The organism is Streptomyces sp. NPDC048434 (assembly GCF_043200375.1).
GTDB lineage: Bacteria > Actinomycetota > Actinomycetes > Streptomycetales > Streptomycetaceae > Streptomyces.
In genome coordinates, this window is the sequence record NZ_JBICXQ010000025.1 from 108,132 (window position 1) to 132,887 (window position 24,756).

Annotated in this window: 21 protein-coding genes and 1 pseudogene; 11 read left to right on the plus strand and 11 right to left on the minus strand. The window is 71.6% G+C overall.

Features of this window, described 5'->3' with window-relative positions; genetic code table 11:
- Window positions 1-167 precede the first annotated feature (167 nt).
- From ACGFWI_RS27445 to ACGFWI_RS27460, 4 genes and pseudogenes are all read left to right on the plus strand, one after another.
- Window positions 168-1,517: pseudogene (locus ACGFWI_RS27445) on the plus strand (FtsW/RodA/SpoVE family cell cycle protein); the annotation flags it as partial.
- Window positions 1,518-1,861: 344 nt separating this feature from the next.
- The gene (locus ACGFWI_RS27450) at window positions 1,862-3,316 is read left to right on the plus strand and encodes a penicillin-binding transpeptidase domain-containing protein (RefSeq protein WP_393908703.1); all 1,455 of its coding nucleotides are present in this window, start codon (window positions 1,862-1,864) and stop codon (window positions 3,314-3,316) included.
- A gap of 42 nt (window positions 3,317-3,358) precedes the next feature.
- Window positions 3,359-3,844: an HD domain-containing protein gene (locus ACGFWI_RS27455; protein ID WP_393908704.1), complete on the plus strand. Its 486-nt coding sequence runs from the start codon at window positions 3,359-3,361 to the stop codon at window positions 3,842-3,844.
- A 230-nt stretch (window positions 3,845-4,074) separates the two neighbouring features.
- On the plus strand, window positions 4,075-4,857 hold the full coding sequence (locus ACGFWI_RS27460; protein WP_393908740.1) for an ABC transporter ATP-binding protein: 783 nt from the start codon (window positions 4,075-4,077) through the stop codon (window positions 4,855-4,857).
- A gap of 293 nt (window positions 4,858-5,150) precedes the next feature.
- Here the strand turns inward: ACGFWI_RS27460 and ACGFWI_RS27465 are convergent, their stop codons facing one another.
- Together ACGFWI_RS27465 and ACGFWI_RS27470 are read right to left on the minus strand one after the other, a co-directional pair.
- A complete protein-coding gene (locus tag ACGFWI_RS27465) occupies window positions 5,151-6,065 on the minus strand; it encodes an ADP-ribosylglycohydrolase family protein (RefSeq protein WP_393908705.1) in 915 nt (304 codons plus the stop codon).
- 69 nt (window positions 6,066-6,134) lie between these two features.
- Entirely contained in the window at window positions 6,135-7,244 is a 1,110-nt protein-coding gene (locus ACGFWI_RS27470; protein ID WP_393908706.1) for a ferritin-like domain-containing protein, read from the minus strand.
- 168 nt (window positions 7,245-7,412) lie between these two features.
- Here ACGFWI_RS27470 and ACGFWI_RS27475 point away from each other — a divergent pair, with 168 nt between their 5' ends.
- The 3 genes from ACGFWI_RS27475 (at window position 7,413) to ACGFWI_RS27485 (ending at window position 9,477) form a co-directional block, all read left to right on the plus strand.
- Window positions 7,413-8,360, plus strand: coding sequence for a diiron oxygenase (locus tag ACGFWI_RS27475; protein WP_393908707.1), 948 nt, complete (start codon window positions 7,413-7,415; stop codon window positions 8,358-8,360).
- 73 nt (window positions 8,361-8,433) lie between these two features.
- Window positions 8,434-9,174, plus strand: coding sequence for a TetR/AcrR family transcriptional regulator (locus ACGFWI_RS27480; RefSeq protein ID WP_393908708.1), 741 nt, complete (start codon window positions 8,434-8,436; stop codon window positions 9,172-9,174).
- 36 nt (window positions 9,175-9,210) lie between these two features.
- On the plus strand, window positions 9,211-9,477 hold the full coding sequence (locus ACGFWI_RS27485) for a hypothetical protein (protein WP_393908709.1): 267 nt from the start codon (window positions 9,211-9,213) through the stop codon (window positions 9,475-9,477).
- Window positions 9,478-9,796: 319 nt separating this feature from the next.
- Here the strand turns inward: ACGFWI_RS27485 and ACGFWI_RS27490 are convergent, their stop codons facing one another.
- The 5 genes from ACGFWI_RS27490 to ACGFWI_RS27510 all read right to left on the minus strand — a co-directional run bounded on the left by ACGFWI_RS27490 (window position 9,797) and on the right by ACGFWI_RS27510 (window position 15,795).
- Window positions 9,797-11,050 carry a styrene monooxygenase/indole monooxygenase family protein gene (locus tag ACGFWI_RS27490; protein ID WP_393908710.1) on the minus strand — a complete coding sequence of 418 codons (1,254 nt, stop codon included), beginning with the start codon at window positions 11,048-11,050 and terminating at the stop codon, window positions 9,797-9,799.
- Window positions 11,051-11,138: 88 nt separating this feature from the next.
- Window positions 11,139-11,747 carry an ATP/GTP-binding protein gene (locus tag ACGFWI_RS27495; protein ID WP_393908711.1) on the minus strand — a complete coding sequence of 203 codons (609 nt, stop codon included), beginning with the start codon at window positions 11,745-11,747 and terminating at the stop codon, window positions 11,139-11,141.
- A gap of 37 nt (window positions 11,748-11,784) precedes the next feature.
- Window positions 11,785-12,186, minus strand: coding sequence for a DUF742 domain-containing protein (locus ACGFWI_RS27500; protein WP_393908712.1), 402 nt, complete (start codon window positions 12,184-12,186; stop codon window positions 11,785-11,787).
- Window positions 12,187-12,259: 73 nt separating this feature from the next.
- Window positions 12,260-12,754 carry a roadblock/LC7 domain-containing protein gene (locus ACGFWI_RS27505; RefSeq protein ID WP_393908713.1) on the minus strand — a complete coding sequence of 165 codons (495 nt, stop codon included), beginning with the start codon at window positions 12,752-12,754 and terminating at the stop codon, window positions 12,260-12,262.
- Window positions 12,751-15,795, minus strand: coding sequence for a nitrate- and nitrite sensing domain-containing protein (locus tag ACGFWI_RS27510; RefSeq protein WP_393908714.1), 3,045 nt, complete (start codon window positions 15,793-15,795; stop codon window positions 12,751-12,753). Before ACGFWI_RS27510 ends, ACGFWI_RS27505 begins: the two co-directional genes overlap by 4 nt.
- A 576-nt stretch (window positions 15,796-16,371) precedes the next feature.
- On the opposite strand from ACGFWI_RS27510, the gene ACGFWI_RS27515 reads away from it, so the two are divergent.
- The gene (locus tag ACGFWI_RS27515) at window positions 16,372-17,217 is read left to right on the plus strand and encodes a hypothetical protein (protein WP_393908715.1); all 846 of its coding nucleotides are present in this window, start codon (window positions 16,372-16,374) and stop codon (window positions 17,215-17,217) included.
- A gap of 108 nt (window positions 17,218-17,325) precedes the next feature.
- Here the strand turns inward: ACGFWI_RS27515 and ACGFWI_RS27520 are convergent, their stop codons facing one another.
- Window positions 17,326-17,829: a MarR family winged helix-turn-helix transcriptional regulator gene (locus tag ACGFWI_RS27520; protein ID WP_393908716.1), complete on the minus strand. Its 504-nt coding sequence runs from the start codon at window positions 17,827-17,829 to the stop codon at window positions 17,326-17,328.
- Between the two features lie 278 nt (window positions 17,830-18,107).
- Between ACGFWI_RS27520 and ACGFWI_RS27525 the strand changes: the two genes are divergently transcribed.
- Window positions 18,108-18,968, plus strand: coding sequence for a lysozyme (locus tag ACGFWI_RS27525; RefSeq protein WP_393908717.1), 861 nt, complete (start codon window positions 18,108-18,110; stop codon window positions 18,966-18,968).
- 61 nt (window positions 18,969-19,029) lie between these two features.
- Here ACGFWI_RS27525 and lon read toward each other — a convergent pair whose 3' ends face one another.
- Together lon and ACGFWI_RS27535 are read right to left on the minus strand one after the other, a co-directional pair.
- A complete protein-coding gene (gene lon, locus ACGFWI_RS27530) occupies window positions 19,030-21,489 on the minus strand; it encodes an endopeptidase La (RefSeq protein ID WP_393908718.1) in 2,460 nt (819 codons plus the stop codon).
- Window positions 21,490-21,592: 103 nt separating this feature from the next.
- Window positions 21,593-22,426 carry a pentapeptide repeat-containing protein gene (locus tag ACGFWI_RS27535; protein ID WP_393908719.1) on the minus strand — a complete coding sequence of 278 codons (834 nt, stop codon included), beginning with the start codon at window positions 22,424-22,426 and terminating at the stop codon, window positions 21,593-21,595.
- Window positions 22,427-22,601: 175 nt separating this feature from the next.
- Here ACGFWI_RS27535 and ACGFWI_RS27540 point away from each other — a divergent pair, with 175 nt between their 5' ends.
- Complete coding sequence (locus tag ACGFWI_RS27540; protein ID WP_393908741.1) at window positions 22,602-23,099, plus strand: YfbM family protein; 498 nt, start codon at window positions 22,602-22,604, stop codon at window positions 23,097-23,099.
- Between the two features lie 85 nt (window positions 23,100-23,184).
- Window positions 23,185-23,769: a hypothetical protein gene (locus tag ACGFWI_RS27545; protein ID WP_393908720.1), complete on the plus strand. Its 585-nt coding sequence runs from the start codon at window positions 23,185-23,187 to the stop codon at window positions 23,767-23,769.
- Here the strand turns inward: ACGFWI_RS27545 and ACGFWI_RS27550 are convergent.
- Window positions 23,763-24,620 carry a rhomboid-like protein gene (locus ACGFWI_RS27550; RefSeq protein WP_393908721.1) on the minus strand — a complete coding sequence of 286 codons (858 nt, stop codon included), beginning with the start codon at window positions 24,618-24,620 and terminating at the stop codon, window positions 23,763-23,765. The genes ACGFWI_RS27545 and ACGFWI_RS27550 overlap by 7 nt on opposite strands.
- Window positions 24,621-24,756 lie beyond the last annotated feature (136 nt).

Genomic DNA, 24,756 nt, shown 5'->3' on the forward strand with positions numbered 1-24,756 from the left:
CCTCCTGAATCTCCGTTGCACCGTTGCGGGCTTGCGCCCGCCGGTCTCCGCACGTACGGGATGGCGTCGCCGGATACGGCATACGGGAGGCACGGACGCCCCGAACGTCGTATCCGACATAACGGAAATAGCGGCCGTCGCTTGCTACGTTGCCAGGCATGACGGCAATGGCAAGGGCGGCGGCCACCGCGCGCCCGGCGGACACTCCCCCACCCTTGCCGTCACTGCCGAAACGACGCGGCGTCGAACTGGCCCTCCTCGTAGGCGCCGTCCTCATCAGCGTGTGCGGATATGTCGTCGTGGGTCTGGCCAGGTGGCATGCCCTGCCGGGTGGTGCGGTCCGCTACGGCGCGGGGCTCGGCGGGCTCGCGCTGCTCGCGCATCTCGCCGTACGCTTCCGCGCCCCGTACGCCGATCCGCTGCTGCTGCCCACCGCGGTGCTGCTCAACGGGCTCGGGCTGGTGCTGATCTTCCGGCTCGACCAGGAGACGCCCGGCGATCACGCCGCGCCCACCCAGCTGATGTGGTCGACCGTGGGGGTCGCGCTGTTCACCGCGGTGGTGGTGCTGCTGCCCGACCACCGCATGCTGCAGCGGTACGCCTATGTCTGTGCGGCGCTCGCGCTGGTGCTCATGGCGGCGCCGATCCTCTTCCCCGCCATCAACGGGGCGAAGATCTGGATCCGTATCGCCGGATTTTCCATTCAGCCGGGCGAGTTCGCCAAGGTTTTGATCACCGTCTTCTTCGCGGGCTACCTTGCCGCCAACCGCGGCGCGCTGGCGCACACCGGGCGCCGGATGTGGCGGCTACGGGTCCCGACCGGCCGGGTGCTCGCGCCGGTCGTCGCGATCTGGCTGATCAGCGTCGCGGTGCTGGTGCTCGAACGCGATCTGGGCACCTCGCTGCTGTTCTTCGGGATCTTTGTCGTCCTGTTGTACGTGGCCACCGGGCGGACCGGCTGGATCGCGGTCGGGCTGATCCTGGCGGGCATCGGGGCGGCTGCCGTCGGCACGCTGGAGCCGCATGTGCACAGCCGGGTCGAGGACTGGCAGCATCCGTTCGCCGGCATCGCGGCGGGCAAGGGGCCCGGCCAGCTCGCCCAGTCGCTGTTCGCGTTCGCCGCCGGCGGGACGTTCGGCACCGGCCTCGGCCAGGGCCACTCGTCCCTGATCGGCTTTGCCATGAAGTCCGATTTCATCCTGGCCACCTACGGCGAGGAGCTGGGGCTGGCCGGGCTGACCGCGCTGTTTTTGCTGTACGCACTGCTGGTTGCCTGCGGTTACCGTGCCGCGGTCGCCTTGCGGGACCCGTTCGGCAGCCTGCTGGCCGTCGGCCTCGCGGCGCTGCCCGCGATCCAGGTCTTCGTGATCGCGGGCGGGGTGATGGGGCTGATTCCACTGACGGGGATGGCGATGCCGTTCCTCGCGCAGGGCGGATCGTCCGTCGTCACGAACTGGATCATCGTCGCGCTGCTGCTGCGGATCAGCAATCGGGCGCGGATGCCGCGTGTGGAGAAGAACGGGGATGCGGGCCGTGGTGGGAGGAGGACCGGTACGGCGGGGAGGGCTGCCGGGCGCTCCACGGGGAGCGAGGCGGCGGACGAGGCCAGGAGCGGTGCGGCGAACGCTGCCCGGAGTGGGGGCGCGAACGACGGCAGGAGCAGTGCGGCGAATCTTCCCGGAACGGGCACGGGGCTCGGGGCCGGGAGCTGGGTGGTCGGTTTCATGAAGCCGGCCAAACCCTCGGCACCGGAGGCGCAGAGTCTGGCCGAGGCACAACGCAGGCCTCGCGCGCAGGGTGGCGAGCCGGCCGCCCCGCCACCGGCTCCCCTCGATGACGCGCCCTCCCCGGAGGCCGGCCATTGATCCGCTGTATTCGCCTCACCGCCGCCTTCTCCTTCCTCCTCCTCGTTGCGCTGCTGGTCAACGCCGCCCGGGTGCAGGTCTTCGAGGCGGAGGGCTACCGCGCCAGTCCGGCCAACCGCCGGGCGCCGATCGTCCGTTACGCGCAGCCGCGCGGCGCCGTGCTGGTCGCCGGCCGTCCCGTCACCGGCTCCCGGGACAGCGGGGGACGGCTGCGCTACGAGCGCACCTACACCGAGGGGCCGCTGTATGCGCCGGTCACCGGCTACTCCTCGCAGACCTACGGGACCTCCCTGCTGGAGAGCGCCGAGGACGGCGTGCTCTCCGGCGCCGACGACCGGCTCGCCACCTTCCCGTGGTGGGACCGGCTGACCCACGCCCACCGGCGGGGCGGCAGCGTCCACACCACCATCAACCCCCGGGTGCAGCGCGCCGCGTTCGACGGGCTCGGGGGCAAGAAGGGCGCGGTGGCCGCGATCGAGCCGCGTACGGGGCGGATCCTGGCGCTGGTCAGCACGCCCTCGTACGACCCGGGTGAGCTGTCCGGCAACGGCGCCTCGGTCAGCGCGGCCTGGCGCCGGCTGAACGGTGCCGAGCAGCAGCCGATGCTCAACCGGGCCCTGCGCCAGACCTATCCGCCCGGCTCCACCTTCAAGGTCGTCACCGCGGCGGCCGCGCTGGAGAGCGGCAAGGTCACCGATATCGACGCCCCCACCGACTCGCCCGATCCCTATCCCCTGCCCGGCACCGACACCGAGCTCGGCAATGCCGCCAAGGGCTGCGAGGACGCGCCGCTCAAGGACGCCTTCCGGGCGTCGTGCAACACCGTCTTCGCGCGGCTGGGCGCGGAGACCGGGCTGCACGGCATGGTCGATACGGCCCGGAGGTTCGGCTTCAACGACCGTCGGCTGCGTATCCCCTCGGTCGTCGCGCCGAGCAACTTCGATACACGGATGGACGCCTCGCAGGTCGCGCTGTCCGCCATCGGGCAGTACGACACCGCCGCCACACCGCTGCAGATGGCGATGGTCGCGGCGGCGGTCGCCAACGGGGGCCAGCTGACGTTGCCGTCGCTCGTCGACAAGGTGACCGATGCCCGGGGTGTCATGGTCGCGGGCGGTCCGCCCCGCCCCACGCGCCAGGTGACCGGTCCGGTCACGGCTCAGCAGCTCCAGGAGATGATGGTCGACGTCGTCGAGCACGGCAGCGGGCGGCACGCCGCGATCAAGGGCGTCACGGTCGGCGGCAAGACCGGTACCGCGCAGCACGGTGTGCACAACGAGGGCACGCCGTATGCGTGGTTCATCTCCTGGGCGAGGGAGAAGGGCAGTTACGAGCCGGCCGTGGCCGTGGCCGTGGTGGTCGAGGACGCGGCCGCCGATCGGGCGGACATCAGCGGCGGGGGGAGCGCGGCGCCGATCGCACGGGCGGTGATGGCGGCGGCGCTGGACTGAGGCTCTTCGCCAGGTGCCCGGCCCTGGCGTCACAATGGCGGTATGGCTGATGCGATCCCGTCCATGGAACCTGCTCCGCCCCCGCTGTTGTCCCTGGCCGAGGTGGAGGCGCTGGCCCGGCGCGCGCACTCGGGGCAGACCGACAAGGCGGGCCGCCCGTATACCGAGCATCTGGCCGCGGTCGCGTCGGGGGTACGCGAGCGGGGCGGCAGCGATGAGCAGATCGCCGCGGCCTGGCTGCATGACGCGGTCGAGGACGAGGCGCTGAGCCAGGAGTGGCTGGCCGGTGCGGCGCTGAGCGAGACGACCAAGGCGATGATCCTGGCCGTCACCAAGCGGGTGGACGAGCCGGTCGAGGACTACACCGCGCGCATTCTGGCCACGCCCGGGGCGCTGCTGGTCAAGGAGTCCGACCTCGCGCACAACGCCGATCCGGAGCGGCTGGCCGTGCTGGATGCGCCGACGCGGGAGCGGCTGACGGCGAAGTACGCGCGGGTGCGGGAGCTGTTGGGGCTGTCCGGGCCGTAACGGCCGCCGGGGCCCCCGGCCCGCCGCTGCTGCCTGCTGCCTGCTGCCTGCTGCCTGCTGCCTGCTGCCTGCTGCCAGGGTCCGCACATCGGACACCTCCGCAGAAAGGTGTCGTACGCAGCTAGTCTGCGGCGATGAGCCCTACGCAGCCTCCGCAGTCCCGGGAGTCCTTGGCCTCCGCACCGTCCCCGGCACACACAGGTCCGCATCCCGCCCCCGAGGCGGCCCGCGTGATCGCCGCCCTGGAGGGCGTCGGCGTCCGCCGGTACACCACCGGCCAGGTCATCCTCGACGCCATCGACTGGAGCGTGCGGTCCGGTGAGCACTGGGCGCTGCTCGGTGCGAACGGCGCCGGCAAGACCACCATCCTGCGTCTCGTGGGGGCACTGATGTTCCCCACCGTCGGCACCGTCGAGGTGCTCGGGCACCGGCTCGGCGCGGTGGACGTCCGCGAGCTGCGCGCCGTCATCGGGCTGGTCTCCGGCGCGCAGAAGGTTCCGCAGGACGCGACGGGCCACACGGTCGTCCTGACCGGCGCGACCGGCACCGTGCAGCCGTTGTGGCGCAGGTACGACGAGGCCACCCGTGAGCGCGCTCATGAGCTGCTCTCCGAACTGGACTGCAAGGAGCTGGCGGAGCGGCCGTTCGGGGTGTGCTCGGGCGGCCAGCGGGCCAGGATCCTGATCGCCCGCGCGCTGATGGCCGACCCCCGGCTGCTGTTGCTCGACGAGCCGTTCAACGCACTCGATCTGCCCTCCCGCGAGGATCTGATCGATGCGCTGCACCGGCTGGCCCTGGGACGGCCCGAGTTGGCGACCGTGACGGTCACCCATCATCTGGAGGAGCTGTCCCCGTCCATCGGCCACGCCCTGCTGCTGCGCGACGGCCGGGTGCAGGCGCGCGGCCCGGTGGACGAGGTGCTGACCGCGGAGCAGATGACCGCGTGCTTCGGCCGTCCGATCGAGGTGTCCCGGCACGACGGGCGGTGGCTGGCCCGGTCCGGTAAGCGGTAGGGCCGCCCGCACCGCCGGGCACCGCACCGCACCGCCGGGCGCACGACCTGCACCGGGTCGCCGTACGGGCCGAACGGACGCCGGGTGTACGGATCGAGACCCTGGCCGGCGTCGGTCACCACTCCCTGCCGTACGAGCGCGCCGAAGAGCCGGGCCGCCGGGTGCTCGACTTCCTGGATGCCCGGCTTCCTGAAGGCCCGGCCTCCTGAAGGGGCTTGACGGGACTCGACGGGGCTGGACGGGCCGGGGCGGGCCAAAGCCCGCCTCCCCGGCCCCGACCCGGCAGACGCGGCCTAGCCGCCCCTGACCCACCCCGGCAGCGGTTCCCGCCGTTGTGGCCACTCCTGGGGCAGCGCGGCCGCGCCCGTGCGGGCCGCGACCACACCGCCCGCGATGGCGCAGGTGGTGTCCACGTCGCCGAGGCCGGCCGCGGTGGTCCAGAGGACGGCCTCCAGGTCGTCGGGGTGGCGGGCCGCGCACCACAGGGCGAAGGGGACGGTGTCGTCGGCGCGGATCTGCCGGCCGCTGCCGAGTTCCGCCGCGGCCCGGACGGGGTCCGTGGCGGGCGGCAGGCCGGCGGCGTGCAGCAGGCCCTGGCGGAGCGGGCCGTGGGGAGTGCGGGCGGCGACGGCGGACAGGGCGGGCGGTTCCCCGCGGGCGGAGAGGGCCGCCGCCACGGCCACGGCGACCGCGCCCGCGATGCCTTCGGGGTGGGCGTGGGTGACCCGGGCGGAGCGCGCGGCCTGGTCGGCGGCGCGGTCGAGGTCATCGGAGAACCATGCGCCGAGCGGTGCCACGCGCATCGCCGCGCCGTTGCCGAGGCTGCCCTCGCCGCCGAAGAGGGCGGTCGCCAGCTCCTGCCATGCGTCGGGAGCGGCGGCAACGCGGGGCAGCAGGGCGTGCATGCCGGAGCCGTAGCCGCGCCCGGGGTCGGCGGCGTAGGTCGCGGCGAACTGCCGGGCCAGCGGCTGCGGAGCCACCTCGCCGTGTTCCTCCAGCACGGCGAGGAGGTCCAGCGCCATGGCGGTGTCATCGGTCCAGTGCCAGCGCGGGTCGGGCGGGGCGCTGCGGGCCGCGATCAGCTGCCGGGATTCCGGCAGGGGGCGGAACAGCGGGAAGAAGCGCTCCCCGAAGGCGTCGCCGAACGCCAGCCCTTCGAGGGCGGCGTGTGCCAGGGCCCGCCGTCGCCGGCGGTCGTCCGTGTCCATGACCGGATCCTGCCATCCGGCGGCGCCCGGCGGCCCGGCGGCCCGGCGGTCCGGCGGTCCCCCTGACGCTCAGCCCTCGGCCGCCCCCTCGGCGATGGCCTCCGCGACCTCCGCCGTACGGGCCTCCTCCTCGGCCGCGAAGCGCTCCGCGTCGAGCTTTTCGGCGAGCTCCTCGTCCTCGGCCATGAGCAGATCGAGATTGGAGTCGCCCATCTCGAAGACACCCATGTCCACGTAGGCGCGCTGGAGACGTTCGCCCCACAGACCGATGTCCTTCACACAGGGCACGATCCGGCTGAAGAGCAGCTTGCGGAAGAGGTGCAGGAACTCGGAGTTCTCGGTGAATTCGGCGGCTTCGTCGTGCGGTATGCCGAAGTTCTCCAGGACCTCCAGGCCGCGCAGCCGGTCGCGCATCAAGTAGCAGCCCTCGATGACGAACTCCTCGCGTTCGCGCAGTTCGGCGTCGGAGAGCTGCTTGTAGTAGTCGCGCAGCGCCATGCGGCCGAAGGCGACATGACGCGCCTCGTCCTGCATGACGTAAGCGAGGATCTGCTTGGGCAGGGGCTTGGTGGTGGTGTCGCGGATCATGCCGAAGGCGGCCAGCGCCAGGCCCTCGATCAGCACCTGCATGCCGAGGTACGGCATGTCCCAGCGGGAGTCCTTGAGGGTGTCGGAGAGCAGCGCCTGGAGGTTGTCGTTGATCGGGTAGAGCATCCCGATCTTTTCCTGGAGGAAGCGGCTGTAGATCTCGGCGTGCCGCGCCTCGTCCATGGTCTGGGTGGCGGAGTAGAACTTCGCGTCGAGGTCCGGGACGGATTCCACGATCCGCGCCGCGCAGACCATGGCGCCCTGCTCACCGTGCAGGAACTGGCTGAACTGCCAGGACGTGTAGTGCTGGCGCAGTTCGCCGCGGTCCTTCTCGGTCATTTTGTCCCAGTACTTGGTGCCGTACAGGGACATGGACTCGTCCGGGGTGCCGAGCGGGTCGTGGGGATCGACCTCCAGGCCCCAGTCGATCCGCAGGTTGGCGTCCCACTGCTTGTCCTTGCCCTTCTGGTAGAGGGCCAGCAGGCGGTCGCGCCCGTCGTCGTAGTCCCAGCTGAAGCGTGCCGCACCGGACGCGGGCACCTTCCACACCGGGTCACCTGGGTCCTGTATGTAGAGATCTCGGGTCGACACGGACGCCTCCTCGGCTCGCCAAACGCCTTGTCACAGGCGGTCGTTGGCAGGCTCACACGTTTCTTACCGACGGGTCAATAACTCGTGCACGGGGGATTGACGTCCTTGCTGACGCGCAGTCTCATAAGATTTGACCGCCGGTAACCCACTAGCGAGGTAGCCACAGCCATGACGAGCGCGCCCACCGCAATGACCGTGACGGACACCGAAGTCCTGCGGGACGCCCTCGGTCTGCTCAAGGACCGGGAACAGGTCGCCGAGCGGTTGCTCGACTCCTCCGCCAAGCACTCCTTCGACCCCGACACCGAACTCGACTGGGACGCGCCCCTCGAAGAGGGCAAGTGGTTCTGGCCGCCGGAGCTGGTCTCGCTCTACGACACCCCGCTGTGGAAGAAGATGTCGCTGGAGCAGCAGCAGGACCTCTCCCGGCACGAGGCCGCCTCGCTCGCGTCGCTGGGCATCTGGTTCGAGATCATCCTGATGCAACTGCTCGTACGGCACATCTACGACAAGCCGGTGACCAGCGCGCATGTCCGCTACGCCCTCACCGAGATTGCCGACGAGTGCCGGCACTCCAAAATGTTCGCGCGCATGATCCAGAAGGGTGGCGCGCCGGCCTACCCGGTCTCCCGGCTCAATCACCAGCTCGCCCGCGTCCTCAAGACGATCTCCACCACCCCGGGTTCGTTCGCCTGCACCCTGCTCGGCGAGGAGATCCTGGACTGGATGCAGCGGCTGACGTTCCCGGACGAGCGGGTGCAGCCCATCGTGCGCGGAGTGACCCGCATCCATGTCGTCGAGGAGGCCCGGCATGTGCGCTACGCCCGCGAGGAGCTGCGTCGCCAGATGGTCACCGCGCCGCGCTGGGAGCGGGAGTTGACCCGCATCAGCTCCGGCGAGGCGGCCCGGGTCTTCTCCGTCGCCTTCGTCAATCCGGACGTCTACCGCAATGTGGGGCTGGACAGGAGCGAGGCCGTCGCGCAGGTCAAGGCCAGCGGACACCGCCGCGAGGTGATGCAGTCCGGCGCCCGGCGGCTGACCGATTTCCTGGACGAGATCGGCGTACTGCGCGGTATGGGCCGCAGGTTGTGGCGCAGCTCGGGCCTGCTGGCCTGAAGCCCCCGCCATGGACCCCGTAGGCCCCGAGCACCTGTGCGAGGCGGAACCCGGGGCGGTTACGCTGCTGTTCATGAACGGCAGCGGCACCGCCCCAGCAGTACCCCGACCCGCCTACCGCAGGCTGAGCGTCGAGCAGCGCCGCAGCCAACTGCTCACCGCAGCGCTGGGCCTGTTCGCACAGCGCGCGCCCGAGGATGTCTCGCTGGACGACGTCGCCACCGCCGCCGAGGTCTCGCGCCCGCTGGTCTACCGCTACTTCCCCGGCGGCAAGCAGCAGTTGTACGAGGCCGCGCTGCGCAGCGCGGCCGACATCCTGGAGCGCTGTTTCGCCGAACCGGAGACCGGACCGCTCACCCGGCGACTGTCCCGCGCACTGGATCGCTATCTGGCCTTCGTCGACGAGCACGACGCGGGGTTCAGCGCGCTGCTGCAGGGCGGCAGCGTCGTGGAGACGACCCGTACGACCGCGATCGTGGACGAGGTCCGGCGCGCCGCCGCCGACCAGATCCTGCGGCATCTGGGCGAGCCGGAGCCGGGCCTGCGGCTGCGGATGACCGTCCGCATGTGGATCACCGCCGTCGAGGCCGCGTCACTGATCTGGCTCGACGAGGACAAGCAGCCGGCCCTCGACGAGCTGCGGGACTGGCTGGTCGACCACTTCGTCGCGCTGCTGACCGCCACCGCGGCCACGGACCCGCAGACCGCGCGGGTGGCCCGGGCGGCGCTGAAGCTGGAGACCGCCGACGGGCCGGCCGGTGACCTGGCCCGCCGCATCCTGCCCGTCGTGAGCGACGCCGCGCATCTGCTGTGACCGGCCGTTCCGCCGCGGTGGTGTGACACTGAGGGGGTGAGAAGCGAGAACACCCCCTTCGTCGGCGGCCCGCTGGACGGCCGGGTACTGCCCGTACTGGTCGGCATGACCGGCCAGCCGCCGAAGACGTACGAGGTCCCGGTACCGAACGACGACGACCGCCCGCCGACGGTGCATGTCTACCGGCGCGTCCCGGGACGGGTCGGACGCCTGGGCCTGCCCAGCGGCTGGAAGTACGAGTACGACCCTGAGGGGAAGCCGCCGGGCGGCGGGCCCAAGTGGCCCTGGCACAGGCCTCGTTGAACGAAAGACCCACTGATCGGGGGAGCGCCCCGGCGCACTGCCTCTGGCGCCGGCGCGGCCTCAGCGCCAATGCCCCGCCCCCTCCAGGGACAGCCGCGGCACCCACGGAAGGTGACGGGCCGGAGGCGGTGGGGTGCGGGACGGAAAGCGAAGCAGTCCCGCACCCCCACCGCCGGAGGCCCGTGACCGCCACCACGACGAAGCAGACGTCGCGGCGGCGGCCCGGAAAAACCACCCCTCCCCGCCGAAGGCGGGAGAAACCCGGCACGGCGGTGCACCCGGCCACGTCGGCGGGGCGGTCCGCCGCAGAGGCGGAAGGTCAGCCCGTCAGAGAAGCCAGGTACGCATTCGCCTTGTCCGGGTCGTAGAAGAAGTTCTCGAAGTCGGACGGGTCGTTGAAGCCGTTGGCGAAGCGGTCGGCGACGGGCTGGAGCTGGCCGGCCGCGCCGATGATGTTGAGGACATGCTCGGGCGGCGGGCCCAGCATCGCGTTCGTCCACTTGGTGACGTGCTGGGCGGTGTTCCAGTAGCGGTCGAAGGCGGACTGCATCCACTCGCCGTCGAAGGGCTGGTCACCGCGCTCGACGATGGAGGCCAGGTAGGAAGCGGCACACTTGGAGGCCGAGTTGGAGCCCTGGCCGGTGATCGGGTCGTTGGCGACCACGACGTCCGCGACACCGAGGACCAGACCGCCGGAGGGCAGCCGGCCGATGGGGTTGCGCACGGTGGGGGCGTAGCGGCCGGCCAGCGTGCCGTTGCCGTCGGTCAGTTCGACCTTGGTGGCGCGGGCGTACTCCCAGGGCAGGAACTTCTCCATCAGCTCCAGCGTCAGGGCGAGGTGCTCATTGGGGTCCTTGACACCCTGGAAGACGTCCAGCGGACCACCGGGTATGCCCTCCCAGAAGAGGATGTCGGCGCGGCCGGAGGTGGTGTACGTCGGCATGACGAACAGCTCGCCCACGCCGGGCACCAGGTTGCAGCGCACCGCCTCGAACTCGGGGTGCTCGGGGCGCGGGCCCATGCCGTGGACGTAGGAGACGGCGAGCGCGCGCTGTGGAGCGTCGTACGGGGAGCGGGAGTCGTCCCGGCCGAACATGGACACCAGCTCGCCCTTGCCGGCCGAGACCAGCGTCAGGTCGTAGCGGCTCGCGAAGAAGTCCAGGTCGGAGACGGCCGCGCCATGGATGACGAGCTGGCCGCCGCGCTGTGCGAAGGTCTCCATCCAGCCGGCCATCTTCACCCGCTGGTCGACGGACTGGGCATAGCCGTCCAGCTTGCCGACCCAGTCGATGGCGCGCTGCGATCCCTCGGGCGACTCATGGCTGCCGGGGGCGGCGACCGAGACGCCGAGGCCCTCGATCCGCGGGGCCTGGTTCTCCCAGAAGTTGATCTGGAGGTCGCGCTCGTACTGGAGCGCGGTGTCGAACATGCACTGCGTCGACATGACCCGGCCGGCGCGGATCTCGTCGGCGGTGCGGTTGGACATGAGGGTGACCTCATAGCCCTGGGACTGGAGGCCGAGGGCCAGCTGGAGACCGGACTGGCCGGCTCCGATGACGAGTATTTTCCGCATGGCGGCACTCTTCTCTGCTACTGCTGTGTTCGGGGAAGTGGGGGGAGGGTGGCCCGTACGGGGCCAGGTGGCCCCCTACGGGGGCCGGTTACTCCGGCGTGGTCTCCAGTGCGTGGCCGACCAGCGCGAGCAGCGACTCGATCACCGTGACCCGCTTCCGCGCGTCCATGATCACTACGGGCACGTGCGGCGGCACGGTCAGCGCATCGCGTACGTGCTCGACGGCGTAGGCCTCGGTTCCCTCGAAGTGGTTGACCGCGACGACATACGGCAGTCCGCAGCTCTCGAAGTAGTCCAGTGCCGGGAAGCAGTCCTCAAGACGCCGGGTGTCGGCCATCACGATCGCGCCGATCGCGCCGCGCACCAGGTCGTCCCACATGAACCAGAACCGCTGCTGTCCGGGCGTCCCGAACAGGTACAGCACCAGCTCCTGGTCGAGAGTGATCCGCCCGAAGTCCATCGCGACCGTGGTCGTGGTCTTCTCCGGGGTGGAGGTCAGATCGTCCGTATCCGCGCTGGCCTGAGTCATCACCGCCTCGGTCTGGAGCGGGGTGATCTCCGAGACCGATCCGACGAATGTGGTCTTGCCGACGCCGAAGCCGCCCGCCACCACGATCTTGGTGGCGATCGGCGCCCGCGAACGGTCCGTCTGCCAGCTCTGCAGCCCCGCGTCGGCGGCCGTGTCCACCGGGCTCACGGAACCGGCGGTCGCCGTCGCCCCGGCCGATATCGTGTCAGAGCCTGTGAAGTCCACTCAGCACCCTTTCGAGCAGCGCGCGGTCGGGCCGGCCGGAGTCGTGCCCGGAGCCGTAGACGCGAATCTTTCCCTGGTCGGCGAGGTCGCTGAGCAGTACGCGGACCACGCCCAGCGGCATCTTGAGGAGCGCGGAGATCTCCGCGACCGAGCGCATCCGGCGGCACAGCTCGACGATCGCGCGCATCTCCGGCATCACACGGTCACCCCAGCCGCCGGACGTCAGCTCGCGCCGCTCCTCGGGCGCCTCCAGCGCGGCCACGAATGTCTCGACGAGCAGGACATGGCCGAATCGCGTCCGGCCGCCGGTGAGCGAGTACGGCCGCACGCGCGAGGGTTTCTTGTCCCCACCGCGTACGGGGAGTTTGCGGGTGCCGCTCATGCCGAAACCTCGCTTCGCACGCCCTCGCACTCGCTCGGCGCGCACCTCTCAACGGTTCGCTCACTACGTTCGCTCACTGGGGGCTCTCCATCGACTTGCGCAATTCGCTGCGGAGTTCGGGGGTGAGGACATGTCCGGCCCTGCCGACGAACAGCGCCATGTGGTAGGCGATGACGCTCATGTCGCAGTCCGGGGTGGCATGCACCCCGAGCAGTGAGCCGTCGCTGATCGACATGACGAACAGGCTGCCCTCGTCCATCGTGATCATCGTCTGCTTGACCGCCCTGCCGTCCATCAGCTTCGCGGCACCGTTGGTGAGACTGCCGAGCCCGGACACGATGGTGGCCAGGTCTGCGCTGGATCCCCGCGGACCGTCACCGCCGCTCGGCCGTGCCGCTTCCTCCGTCCGTTCCGGGTCGGACGACAGCAGCAGCAGGCCGTCGGAGGAGACCACCGCGACCGAGCGGATTCCTGGTACCTCGTCGACCAGGTTGGTCAGCAGCCAATGCAGATCCCTTGCCTGACTGCTCAGACCCTGTCCGTAAGCAGTGGGCGCTTGCGCCTTCAATCGCGTGCCTCCTCGACAACGTGGCTCTCTCCCGGGGCCCCCGCTCCGTCGGTGTCCGTCTGTGGGATGGTCAGCTCCGTTGTACGTTCCGCGATCTCGGCCTCGACTTCACGCCGGCCGTCTCGCGCTCCCGCCTGAAATCCGCCGAGCCGGCGCCGCAGCGCCTCGGCGTTCGCCGAACCGCTCTTGCGCGGGGCGGCCGGCGCCTGTTGCTGCGCCACGACCTTGGGGGTGCGCTTGGGCAGCCCCATGGTGGTCGTCCGCCGCTCCGCCTCGGGCGTGGCGGCGGTCTGTGGGTCGGCCGGTTCCTCGGCCGGGGACGCGTCGGCGGGCGCCGCGTCCGTGGGTGTCGCGTCCGTCTCGGGGCGCGTGTGCTGGTCCGGACCGATGGCGTACGGGTCGGACGAGGGCGCGCCGGCTCCGGAGGGCCCGTCGCCCGGGGCGCCGGGCCGGCCGGTGTCGGCGGGCGACGGGTCCGCGCCGGGGTGGCCGTCGTCCTCGGGCCGCAGGTGTTCGCCGGCGCCGCTGGTGGTGGCGGCGTAGGGGCCGGGCGACCGCGGGCCGTACGGGCTCGGTTCGGACCCGGAGTACGTGGTGGGGCCGGCCGGCTGCGGCTCGGCGGGTGCCGGTTCGGCCGGCATGCCGAATCCGGCCGCGTCGATCGCGCGCTCCGCCGCGGCGACGAAGGGGTCGCCGGCGGATGCGGGGTCTGCGTCCGGGGCGCCGTCGTGGCCGGCCGCCGGTGCGGCCGGGTGGCCGTCGGGCTGCCCGGCGGGCGCAGGGGCGCTCTGGGACGGTCCCTGGCCGGTCTCCTGGGCCGGGACCTGGGCGGCCGCGGGGCCGCTCAGCGATGCCGGGTCCCTGCGCGCCACCCGGGTCGGCAGCGCGTTGGAGTTCGCCTCGGCGACCGAGCCGGGCAGGACCGGGGTGTGTGCCACGTCCCGGGGCGCACTCTCCGGGGAGGCCGACGGAGCCGGGCGGGTGGGCAGGATCGAGCCGGGCAGGACGATGACGGCGGTGACGCCGCCCTGCTTCGCGTCCCGCAGCTGGACCCGGACACCGTGCCGGGCGGCCAGCCGCACCACCACGTACAGCCCCAGACCCAGCGCCTCGTCGACGGTCTCGGAGGACGAGGCGGCTTCGACGTCCGTCAGCCGCTCGTTGAGCTCGGCCATCCGCTCCGAGGTCATCCCTATGCCCTCGTCCTGGACGGAGAGCATGACCTCGCCGCTCTCCAGCAGCCAGCCGGACAGCTCGACATGGGCGTTCGGCGGCGAGAACGCGGTGGCGTTCTCCAGGAGTTCGGCGACCAGATGGCTGATGTCGTCCGCGGCGAAGCCGGCGACCTGGGAGTGCGGCGGCAGCGACTGGATACGCACCCGCTCGTAGCGCTCGATCTCGCTGATCGCGGCACGCAGCACATCCAGCAGCGGTACCGGACCCTGGTGGTTGGTGCCGTACTGCTCCGCGCCCGCCAGGACGAGGAGGTTCTCGCTGTTGCGGCGCATCCGCGCGGCGAAGTGGTCCAGCTTGAAGAGGGTTTCCAGCCGCTCCGGGTCGTGCTCGCTCTCCTCCAGCGACTCGATGACGCCGAGCTGGCGCTCCACGAGGCCGAGGGTGCGCAGCGAGAGGTTGACGAACCGGCCGTGCACACCGGCGTGCAGGGCCGCCAGCCGCTCGGTGAGATCGGCGATCTCCTCCTTGAGGGCCTCGCCCTGCTCCTGGAGCACCTCGCGCTCGGCGACCAGCCGCTGCCGGCCGCCGACCAGCCGCTTGCGCTCGCCCTCCAGCTCGGCGGTGCGCCGCGCCAGCTCGCCGACCTGGGCGTGCAGCGCATTGACGGACTGCACGGAGGTGGCGAATTCGTCGTTGCGGCCCTTGTAGGTGATGGGCTCCTCGTGCGCGGGGTCGGCGGCCAGCCGCTTGGCGCCGATCCGCAGCGCGGCGAGCGGCTGGGTCAGGGAGCGGGCGGCCCAGACGCCGGCGCCGACGGCCAGCAGCAGGCACAGCCCTTCCAGGCCGATGCGGATCTCCAGCTCCGACACGTCGTCGTCGCGCAGCGCGCCGAGGCGCTGGATGTCGGCGGTGGCCATGGCGGATTCGACGCCGCGCATCAGTCCGATGCGGCTGGTGAGCGTGTTCTGGACCCGCTGGCGGCTGAGCCGCAGATCGGCGGTGTCCAGGCGGGGCTGGTCGGTCAGCCGGGCCAGATAGCGCTCGGCGGTGTTGACGTCCGCGCCGTTGACGGTGCGGACGTAACGGTCCCGGGCGCCCTGGCTCGCGGCCTGCTGGAAGTCGCCCAGCGCGCCCTGTTCGCGGACGTGTGCGACCTGGGCGAGGGCCGTCAGGCGGGGCTGGCTGCCGCCCGCCTTGAGCCCGGCGAGCAGCAGGGCCCGGGTGCCCGCGGCCTGTTCGGTGGCCCGGCCGAGGGCGGGCAGCGCGCGGGTGTCGGCGTCGGTGGAGTCCGCACGGGCGGGCAGTCCACGGGCGATGTCGTCGCTGATCGCACCGAGTGCCTGGACGGCCTGGGTGTAGGCGTGCTGGATCTGCTCGGCCGATCCGCCCCTGGACAGCGCCTTTTGACGGGTTTGCGGCAGTGCAGCCAGAAGCTTGGCGGCGGCCTTGTACACGGCGGTTTCGCCCGCGGCGCCCTGGGCCTCGGAGCGCAGCTCGCCGATCTGCCGGTCCACACGGGCGCGCTGGGCCCGGGAGGTCGCGGCGTCGTCCGTCCCCGCGGCGTTGGCGCCGTTGGCCGCGGTGTTGCCCAGCCCCGCGGCCGTACGGCTGCCGTGCCCCGTGGCGACGTATGCGGTCATACCGTCGCGTTCATCGGCGAGGGAGTGCGCAAGCGCGATGGCGTGGGCGTTGAGCTGGGCGAGATCGACCAGTTGCTGGCTGTTGTTGGCGTTGTCGGCCGTGGTCATCAGCCCGGGGGCACCGGCACCGAGGACGGCGGCGGCAACGACGGCCACCGCCCCGACGAGCCGGTTGCGCACGCGCGCAGGACGCCGTCCCACGCGGTCCTCGCCGCCGTCCGTCATGCCCGGACCCTTACCAGGACCCGAGCCCGTGCTCGGTCCCGAGACCGAACCGGCCGGTGATCCCGGCTTCCTTGCGCCGCCTCGAAGCCGCATCTTCCGCACCGCTGCTCGCATTCCTGTCTCGCCTGTCCACGCCATATGGCGTCGCGGACCCGGCTCGCTCTCCGCTCACGGGGCGGATCTGCGCGAAGACCGCAGCAGTACACACTTCCGCGAGGGGAAACGGCCCGGCTCTGCGCGTCGCGACGAATGTCCTGGCCCCACCCCGATGATCCGGGCAACGACCATTCCACCGGCACCGCGCAGTGGCTCGGCAACACATGCCCGGCCACCTGAACGAGTGAACATCAATCGGAGTTTGGCCATCAACTTCCGTGCGCCAACGTTTTCGACCGCAACCTCGCGCAACCCCCGAACGGGTTTGGAGATGCGTCCCGCTCCTGCAAGGATGCGCGCCCGCAGACCGCCGGACCGCGGTCCTTACCTTCCGTACACCGCCGCTCCGGCCGCACTCCGGCACCGCCGCGAGCGCCCGTCACCGGGGGCGGGACCGGGGCCTCCGGCAGACTTGCGGCCATGCGCATCGAACTCGCCACCGAGCCGGGCGACCCCCAACGCCCAAACGAGGACTACGCATCGGTAGCCGTGCCGGCCTCCGGCCAGGGCGGAGCTCTCGTCCTGCTGGACGGTGTGACGCCCCCCGAGGAGGACTACGGCTGCCGCCACACGGTGCCGTGGTTCACCGCGCGGCTTGGTGGCGCAATGCTCGAACTGTCTGTTTCACACCGGGATATGACACTCCCTGAGGTTCTCTCCGCGGCCATCTCCCGGACGGCCGATATCCATCGGGCATCCTGTGACCTTTCTCACGCCCGCACTCCGCAGGCAACCGTGGTCGCCGCGCGGTGGTCCGGGGACAGCGTCGAGTACCTCGTCCTGTCCGACTCGGTTCTCCTCCTGGAGCGGGCGGACGGCTCGGTGCAGCCGGTGCGCGACCCCCGGCTGGACGAACTGCCGCCCGCGGTCCAAGAACGGCGCGCCGCCGTGCGGGCGCTGCCCCGCGGCTCGGCGGAACGGGCCGCCGCGGGCCGGAAGTACGCCCGTGCGGTCGAGGCGCTGCGCAACACGGAGGGCGGTTTCTTCACCGCGGCCGCCGATCCGGCGGTGGCCGCCCGTGCGGTGTCCGGCAGCACCCCGCGTGCGGGCCTGCGCTCCCTGACCGCGCTCAGCGACGGTGCGAGCCGCTGGGCCGAGGTCTTCCACGAGGGCTCCTGGGCCGACTGCGTGGCCCTGGTGACCGAACAGGGCCCCCAGGCGCTGCTCGACCGGGTCCGGGCATCGGAGGCGGCGGACCCGGAGCGCACGGCGTATCCGCGCGGCAAGGCGCGGGATGACGCGGCGGTGATTTTTGTGGCGCCGTGACAATCACCGGCGGGCGGGGAATTTCTCCCGGCGCCGGGGAACGGCGCGACGACGGCGCAGGTCCGGGGGTACGGCGGCGCCGGACACGGCACCGTACGGGGGCACCCCTCAGCTCTCCTCCCCCTCCTGCTCCGCGTTCAGCCGGTGCAGCAGACGGGCCAGTTCGGCGACCTCGTCGCGGTCCCAGGAGGCGAGGCGGCGGGCGTACTGGGCGCGGCGGCCGGTGCGGACGCGGGTGAAGCGCTCGCGGCCCTCGTCGGTGAGGCGTACCAGGACCGCACGGCCGTCGGCCGGGTCCGGTTCGCGGGCGACGAGTCCGAGCTTCTCCAGGGCGTGCAACTGGCGGCTCATCGTGGCCTTGCCGACGCCGAAGAAGCCGGCGAGGCCGGTGGCCCGCTGGGTGCCGGCGTCGGCCAGCCGGACCAGGAGGCCGTACGCGGAGGGCTCCAGGTCGGGATGTACCTCTTGCGCCAATTCGCCGGAGGAGGCACGGGCCCGGCGGAGAAATACCGCCAATTCGCGTTCCAGGGCCAGAAATACGTGGTCCACACCAATTGGTTCGCCGTCCGCCGTCGTACCGTCGGATCCGGTGTTGTGCACGTCAGCGCCCATTCCTGCTTTCCCTCACCTGAAAGTTTCCGCCATCGGCGGCCGAAGCCGCAGCTCGGCCAGTATTTCGCAGGATTAGACCAACGGCAGCCCGGCGACCCTCTTTTGTCACGTCGTTCTACGCGCGTATCGTCATTTCTGGCATGGCCATACCAAGCGGCGGCAGGGTGTCAACGGTTCCGCCGCGCGTCATCCACGGCCACCGCCGTGTCCGCACGCCTGCGTCATGCCTCAGCTCCTCCCCCCTCAGGTCACACCCACCGAGATCTTCGGAGGCACGTATGTCCGTGCTCAGATCCGGCTCCCCCCAACGCTCCGCACGGTCCCTGGCGACCGTGGCCGGGGTTCTTCTCGCGGCCCTCTCCCTTCTCCTCGGGCTGCCGGGCGCCGCCGGCGCCGCGGCCACCCGGCACGCACCCGAGCCCAGCCATCCCGGCCAGGACTGGGCCGGTTCGCAGATCGCCCGGCACGAGGGCACCGCGGCCGGCATCGCGCCGCCGGCGTCCTCGCTCGCGGCGTCCGTCGAAGGTGTGGACGTCAGCAGCCACAACGGCAGTGTCGCCTGGCCGACGCTCTGGAACAGCGGCGTCCGCTTCGCCTATGTGAAGGCGACGGAGTCCACCAGCTACACCAATCCGTCCTTCGCGCAGCAGTACAACGGCTCCTACAACGCCGGCATGATCCGGGGCGCGTACCACTTCGCCACGCCCGACACCTCCAGCGGTGCCGCCCAGGCCACCTACTTCGTCGGCCACGGCGGCGGCTGGTCCAAGGACGGCAGGACGCTGCCCGGCGCGCTCGACATGGAGTACAACCCCTACGGCGCGACCTGTTACGGGCTGAGTGCGGCCGGCCTGGTCAACTGGATGAAGGACTGGTTCGCCACCTACAAGGCGCGTACCGGCCGGGACGCCGTCATCTACACCTCCACCAGCTGGTGGAAGCAGTGCACCGGCAACTCCGCCGCCTTCGGCTCCGTCAACCCGCTGTGGATACCGCGCTACGGCTCCTCGGTCGGCGAACTCCCGGCCGGCTGGGGCTTCCACACCATCTGGCAGTACACCTCGACCGGCCCGACCGTCGGGGACCACAACCGCTTCAACGGCACGATGGACCGTCTCAAGGCGCTCGCCAACGGCTGATGCACCCATGCGGCGGCCGGCCCGGCCCCCTCCCGGGGAGCCGGACCGGCCGTCGTCGGCCTCACGCCGCGACCGGTACCTCCGGAGCGGCCCCGTTCGAGGCGGGGGTCAGCGCCAGCTCCAGCACCTGGCGGACATCTGCGACCGGGTGGACCTCCAGGGCTTCGAGGATCTCGGCGGGCACCTCGTCCAGGTCCGGTTCATTGCGCTTGGGGATGACCACGGTGGTGATCCCGGCACGGTGCGCCGCCAGCAGCTTCTGCTTGACGCCGCCGATCGGCAGCACCCGCCCGGTCAGCGAGACCTCACCGGTCATCGCCACATCCGGCCGGACCTGCCGGCCCGACAGCAGCGAGGCCAGGGCCGTCGTCATCGTCACGCCCGCGCTCGGCCCGTCCTTGGGAACGGCGCCCGCCGGTACGTGCAGATGCACTCCCCGCTCCTTCAGGTCGGCGACCGGAAGTTCCAGTTCCGCACCGTGGGAGCGCAGGAAGGACAGCGCGATGTGCGCGGACTCCTTCATGACATCGCCGAGCTGGCCGGTCAGCTGGAGCCCGGACCCCCCGGTCTCCGGATCGGCGAGCGACGCCTCCACATAGAGCACATCGCCGCCGGCGCCGGTGACCGCGAGGCCGGTGACCACACCGGGCACCGCGGTGCGCCGCTCGGCCGGGTCCTGTGCCGACTCGGGGGTGTGGTGCGGCCGCCCGATCAGCGGGCGCAGCTGGTCCGCACCGACCGTGAACGGCAGCTCCTGCCGGCCGAGTTCATGCTGTGCGGCGACCTTGCGCAGCAGCCTGGCGACCGCGCGCTCCAGATTCCGTACGCCCGCCTCGCGGGTGTATTCGCCCGCCAGCTTGCGCAGCGCGTCGTCCTCCAGGGTCACCTCGCCGGTCTCCAGACCGGCCCGCTCCAACTGGCGCGGCAGCAGGTGGTCCCGGGCGATGACGACCTTCTCGTCCTCGGTGTAGCCGTCCAGGCGGACCAGCTCCATCCGGTCGAGCAGCGGCTCGGGGATGGCTTCGAGGACGTTGGCGGTGGCCAGGAAGACCACATCGCTGAGGTCGAGCTCGACCTCCAGGTAGTGGTCCCGGAAGGTGTGGTTCTGCGCCGGGTCCAGGACCTCCAGGAGGGCGGCGGCGGGGTCGCCGCGGAAGTCGGAGCCCACCTTGTCGATCTCGTCGAGCAGCACCACCGGGTTCATCGACCCGGCCTCCTTGATGGCCCGGACGATCCGGCCGGGCAGCGCGCCGACATAGGTACGGCGGTGGCCGCGGATCTCCGCCTCGTCCCGGACGCCGCCGAGCGCGACGCGGACGAAGGTGCGCCCCATGGCCCGCGCGACGGACTCACCGAGCGAGGTCTTGCCGACACCGGGCGGCCCGACGAGCGCCAGCACGGCTCCGCCGGCCCGTCGCCCACCGCCACTCTTGCCCGCATCGCTGCGCGAGGTCTCCTTCGACGGCCCGCCGACGAGCCCGAACCCCCGCTCGGCCCGCCGCTTGCGGACGGCCAGGTATTCGGTGATCCGCTCCTTGACGTCCTCCAGGCCCGAGTGGTCGGCGTCCAGGACCGCCTTGGCGCCGGCGATGTCGTAGGCGTCCTCGGTCCGTTCGTTCCACGGCAGTTCCAGGACGGTGTCCAGCCAGGTGCGGATCCAGGAGCCCTCGGGGCTCTGGTCGCTGGACCGCTCCAGCTTGTCGACCTCCTTGAGAGCGGCCTTGCGGACGTCCTCGGGCAGGTCGGCGGCCTCGACCCGGGCGCGGTAGTCCTCGCCCTCGTCCTCCGGATCGCCGTTGAGCCCGGCGAGTTCCTTACGGACCGCCTCCAGCTGCCGCCGCAGCAGGAACTCGCGCTGCTGCTTGTCGACGCCTTCCTGGACGTCCTTGGCGATGGATTCCGCGACGTCCTGCTCGGCGAGGTGCTCGCGCAGCGTCTCGGTGGCGAACTTCAGCCGCGCGACCGGATCGACGGTCTCCAGCAGCTGGACCTTCTGTTCGGTGGTCAGGAACGGCGAGTAGCCGGAGTTGTCGGCCAGCGTCGGTACGTCCTCGATCTGCTGGACGCGGTCGACGACCTGCCAGGCAGCGCGCTTGCGCAGCCAGCTGGTGGCCAGCGCCTTGTACTCCGTGACGAGTTCGGCCACCGCACCGGGCAGCGGATCGGGGACCGTCTCCTCGACGGTGGTGCCCTCCACCCAGAGCGCGGCTCCGGGGCCGGTCGTGCCGGAACCGATGCGTACCCGGCCCAGGCCCCGGATCAGCGCGCCGGGATCGCCGTCGGACAGCCGCCCGACCTGCTCGATCCGTCCGAGCGTGCCGATGCCGGCGTATGTCCCGTCGACGCGGGGCACAAGCAGCACCCGCGGTTTGTTACCCGAGGTGGCGGCGGCTTGCGCGGCCTCCACCGCGGCTCGTACGTCCGGGTCGGACAGGTCCAGAGGCACCACCATGCCGGGGAGCACGACCTCGTCATCGAGAGGCAGCACGGGCAGAGTGAGCGATGTGGACGTCGAAGCCATGATCTCCCCTTCGGCAAACAAGTTGAGCTTTACTCACTCAATGCAGCCGGGAGGGGAGATGTTCCCCCAGGTGCGTTCGCTGTGAGCGATCACTCGCGGCGCGCTACCAGTGGGCGGGGCGGGACAAGGCCTCCGGCAGCTTGGTCGCGGCGTCGCCCTTGGCCGCGTTGAGCTGCGACTGGGTGAGGAAGAGGGCGCCGGTGAGGTCGGCACCGCCCAGGTCCGCGTCCCGCAGATCGGCGCCGATCAGGTCCGCCGTGCGCAGATCGGCGCCCTTGAGGTCGGCGGCGATGAGACAGGCCCCGCGGAGGTTGGCGCCCCGGAGGCGGGCACCCTTGAGGCGGACCCCCATGAGATCGGCGCCCCGCCGCTCCTTCGTGCGGCCCGGGACCGCGGCCCGTACGAGTTCGCTGGTACGCAGCAGCAGGGCATTGACCTCGCCCCGGTGGGCCGGCACATCGAGCGCCGTGAGCTCCTGGCCGCTGCCGCGGGTGAGGCGTTCGGTCTTCTCCAGCGCGGCCCGCAGGTCGGCGTGTACCGGGCGGGCCGCCGGCAGGGTCAGCGCCTCGGCCAGGTACCAGAGGAGTTCGTGCAGCTGCCGCATGACGGGGAAGACGTCGAACATCTGCCGGGCCGTCCCCGGGGCCTGCCGCCAGTCCTGCCCGCCGAAGGTGACCTGGGAGACCTTCTGCCCGGCGCCGAAGCAGTCGAAGACGGTGCAGCCGGAGAAGCCGCGCGGGCGAAGGTCGGTGTGGATGCCGCAGCGGAAGTCCGTCTGCAGATTCGGGCAGGGCCGGCCGGCGTCCTTGTCGATCGCGAAGTCCGCCGAGGCCGCGAACGGCAGCGCGACACAGCAGAGCCCGAAGCAGCTGCCGCAGTCGGACTGCAGGCCGAGATCGACGGTGTCCGGAATCGATTGCTCACGGTCTGGGGACAAGGTGCTTCTCCTGCGGCCGGCGAGCGCCGCACGGGGCCGCGCTCGGAAGGAGCCACCATTCTCCCAGCCGGCGGCGGTGCACCGCGTCTGGCCGGATTAGCTCGCTGCGGGAAGGCAACGGGCCGTCCGGCAGCGGGCGTTGTCAGTGGTCGCCCCTAGCCTCGGGACCATGAGCATGATCGGAGAGTACGCACGCGTCACACCTGCCGAACTCGACCGCGCCCTCGGCGATCCCGCGTGGGCGCTGGAGCTGGTCGGCGGGCGGATGGAGGCGGAGGCCGCGGAGTGTCCACAGCCCGCGCTGGCGCGCTGCCTGGACATCGACAAGGCCTGGGACGCCCTCGGATTCCTGCTGCGCCGGGCGGCCTTCCCGTTGGACATCGTCCACGGCGAGGAGGCCGTCCCTGATGCCGACGACTGGGGCTACGGTCCGCCCCGTTACCTCACCCCCGAGCAGGTGCGGACCGCTGCCGGGGCGCTGACCGAGATATCCGGCGAGCGTCTGACGGCCGGCGTCGGCCCGGAGGACCTCGCCAAGGCGGAGGTGTACCCGACGATCGTCTGGGAGCGGGGCGAGCCCCTGGACTATGTGAGCGAGCATTTCGAGCTGCTGCGGCCGTTCTTCCGGGCGGCGGCGGACAACGGGGACGGCATGCTCATGTGGCTCGGATAGGAGCGCGGCCCGGTCCGGACGGGCCGCACGGGACGAGTGGGCCGGTTTCCTCCTCACACCCCGTCATGACTGCTACCTTCACCGCATGTTGCAGCGGATGTCCGGAGTTTTCATCGGCGCACTCTTCGGGACGATCTTCGTCGTCGCCAACGCACACGACCCGCTGAATCCCGCGATCGGTATCGCCCTCCGGGTGCTCGCGGTGCTCACCTTCGCCGGGCTGCTGGCGCTCGGACTGCGGGCCGGGCGCCACGGGCAGCCCGCCGAGGAGGACGCCGAGGCTCCCCGAGCGGACTGGTTCCGGGGGAAGTTCGCGTTCGTCGTGGGGGCCGAGGTGGTGCTGCTGATCGGCGGCAATCTCGCGCTGCGGGCGGCGGGCGCTCCCCCGGAGACCGCCGTGGCGTGGATCGCGCTGATCGTCGGTCTGCACTTCGTCGCGCTGATGGCGGTCTGGAAGCGGCGCAGCATCGCCGTCCCCGGCATCGCGCTGACCGCGCTCGGGATGACCGGACTGGGCATGGCGGCGACCTCGGCCGTGGCCTGGGTGCCGTTCGTCAGCGGTGTGCTGTCCGGCGTGGCCCTGCTGGGCGGCTGCGCCTACGCCATCGCCCATTCGTACCGGTCGGCCGACCGTCCGTCCGTGAGCCCGCGGCTCCCGGACGCTCAGTAGGTCCGCACGCCCTGCAGCGCCGGATGGTCCAGGTCGCCCAGGAGCGGCGCGGGCCGGGCGAGACGGGTGCGCCAGCGCCGGAGCAGCGGCCAGCCGGCGACGCCCAGGGTGAGCGAGAGCAGATGGCCCCACTCCGTCATCGGGTCGGCGTAGGCCAGCAGATCCGTCACGGCCAGGTAGCCGACGCCGGCCAGCAGCGGCCAGCGCAACCAGGCCGGCAGCAGGCCCGCGAGGGCGCCGATGCTGGTCATCACGCCGAAGCTGATGCCGTAGTCGAGGCGGTGCAGTGAGCTCTCCGGCAGCCGGCCGGCGGCGACCGAGAAGGCGACGGGCACCTCGGTGGCGAGGGTGGCCAGCACATGGCCGCCGAAGAAGACGGCGGCGGTGCGCAGCCCGCCGATCCGCCGCTCCAGGGCCGTCAGGACGAAGAGGAAACCGAGGGCGTAGGCGGAGGTCACACCGCCCGCGATCCACAGAGCGCTGGCGAGCAGCACCAGCAGCGGAGCCTGTGCCAGATGGACGACGTCCGTACTGGAGCCCTGGAGCAGTTCGGAGACCAGCGCCGGGTCGGCGTACTCGGCGAAGAGCGAAGTGGCCACGAGGAGGAGGCCGTAGCCGAAGGTGAAGGGGGTGCCGACGGGACCGGGCAGCAGCCGCCGTCGCGGGGGCGTCCGGGGGACGGCGGGCTCCGCTGCCTCCGCGAGCGCCTGCCGGGGCTCGCGCTGCCGGGGAATGCCCGGCAGCAGGGCCGGCGGGACGGCCGGTGCTGCGTCCGGCCCGTTGCCCGGCCCCGGTATCACGGACGGCGCGCGATCGGCCCGTGCGCTCTCGGCGGTTCCCAGCCAGCTCACTTGTCCGAGGCCCCTTCCGTCCATGGCACATCCGGTCAGCCACGCCCGTGTCCCTCGGCCGTGATTCCTCTGCCCAGCCCTACGTTCCGGACCAGCCTGCACGCTCAACCCATGAAGAAGCTGTGTGAGTGACATC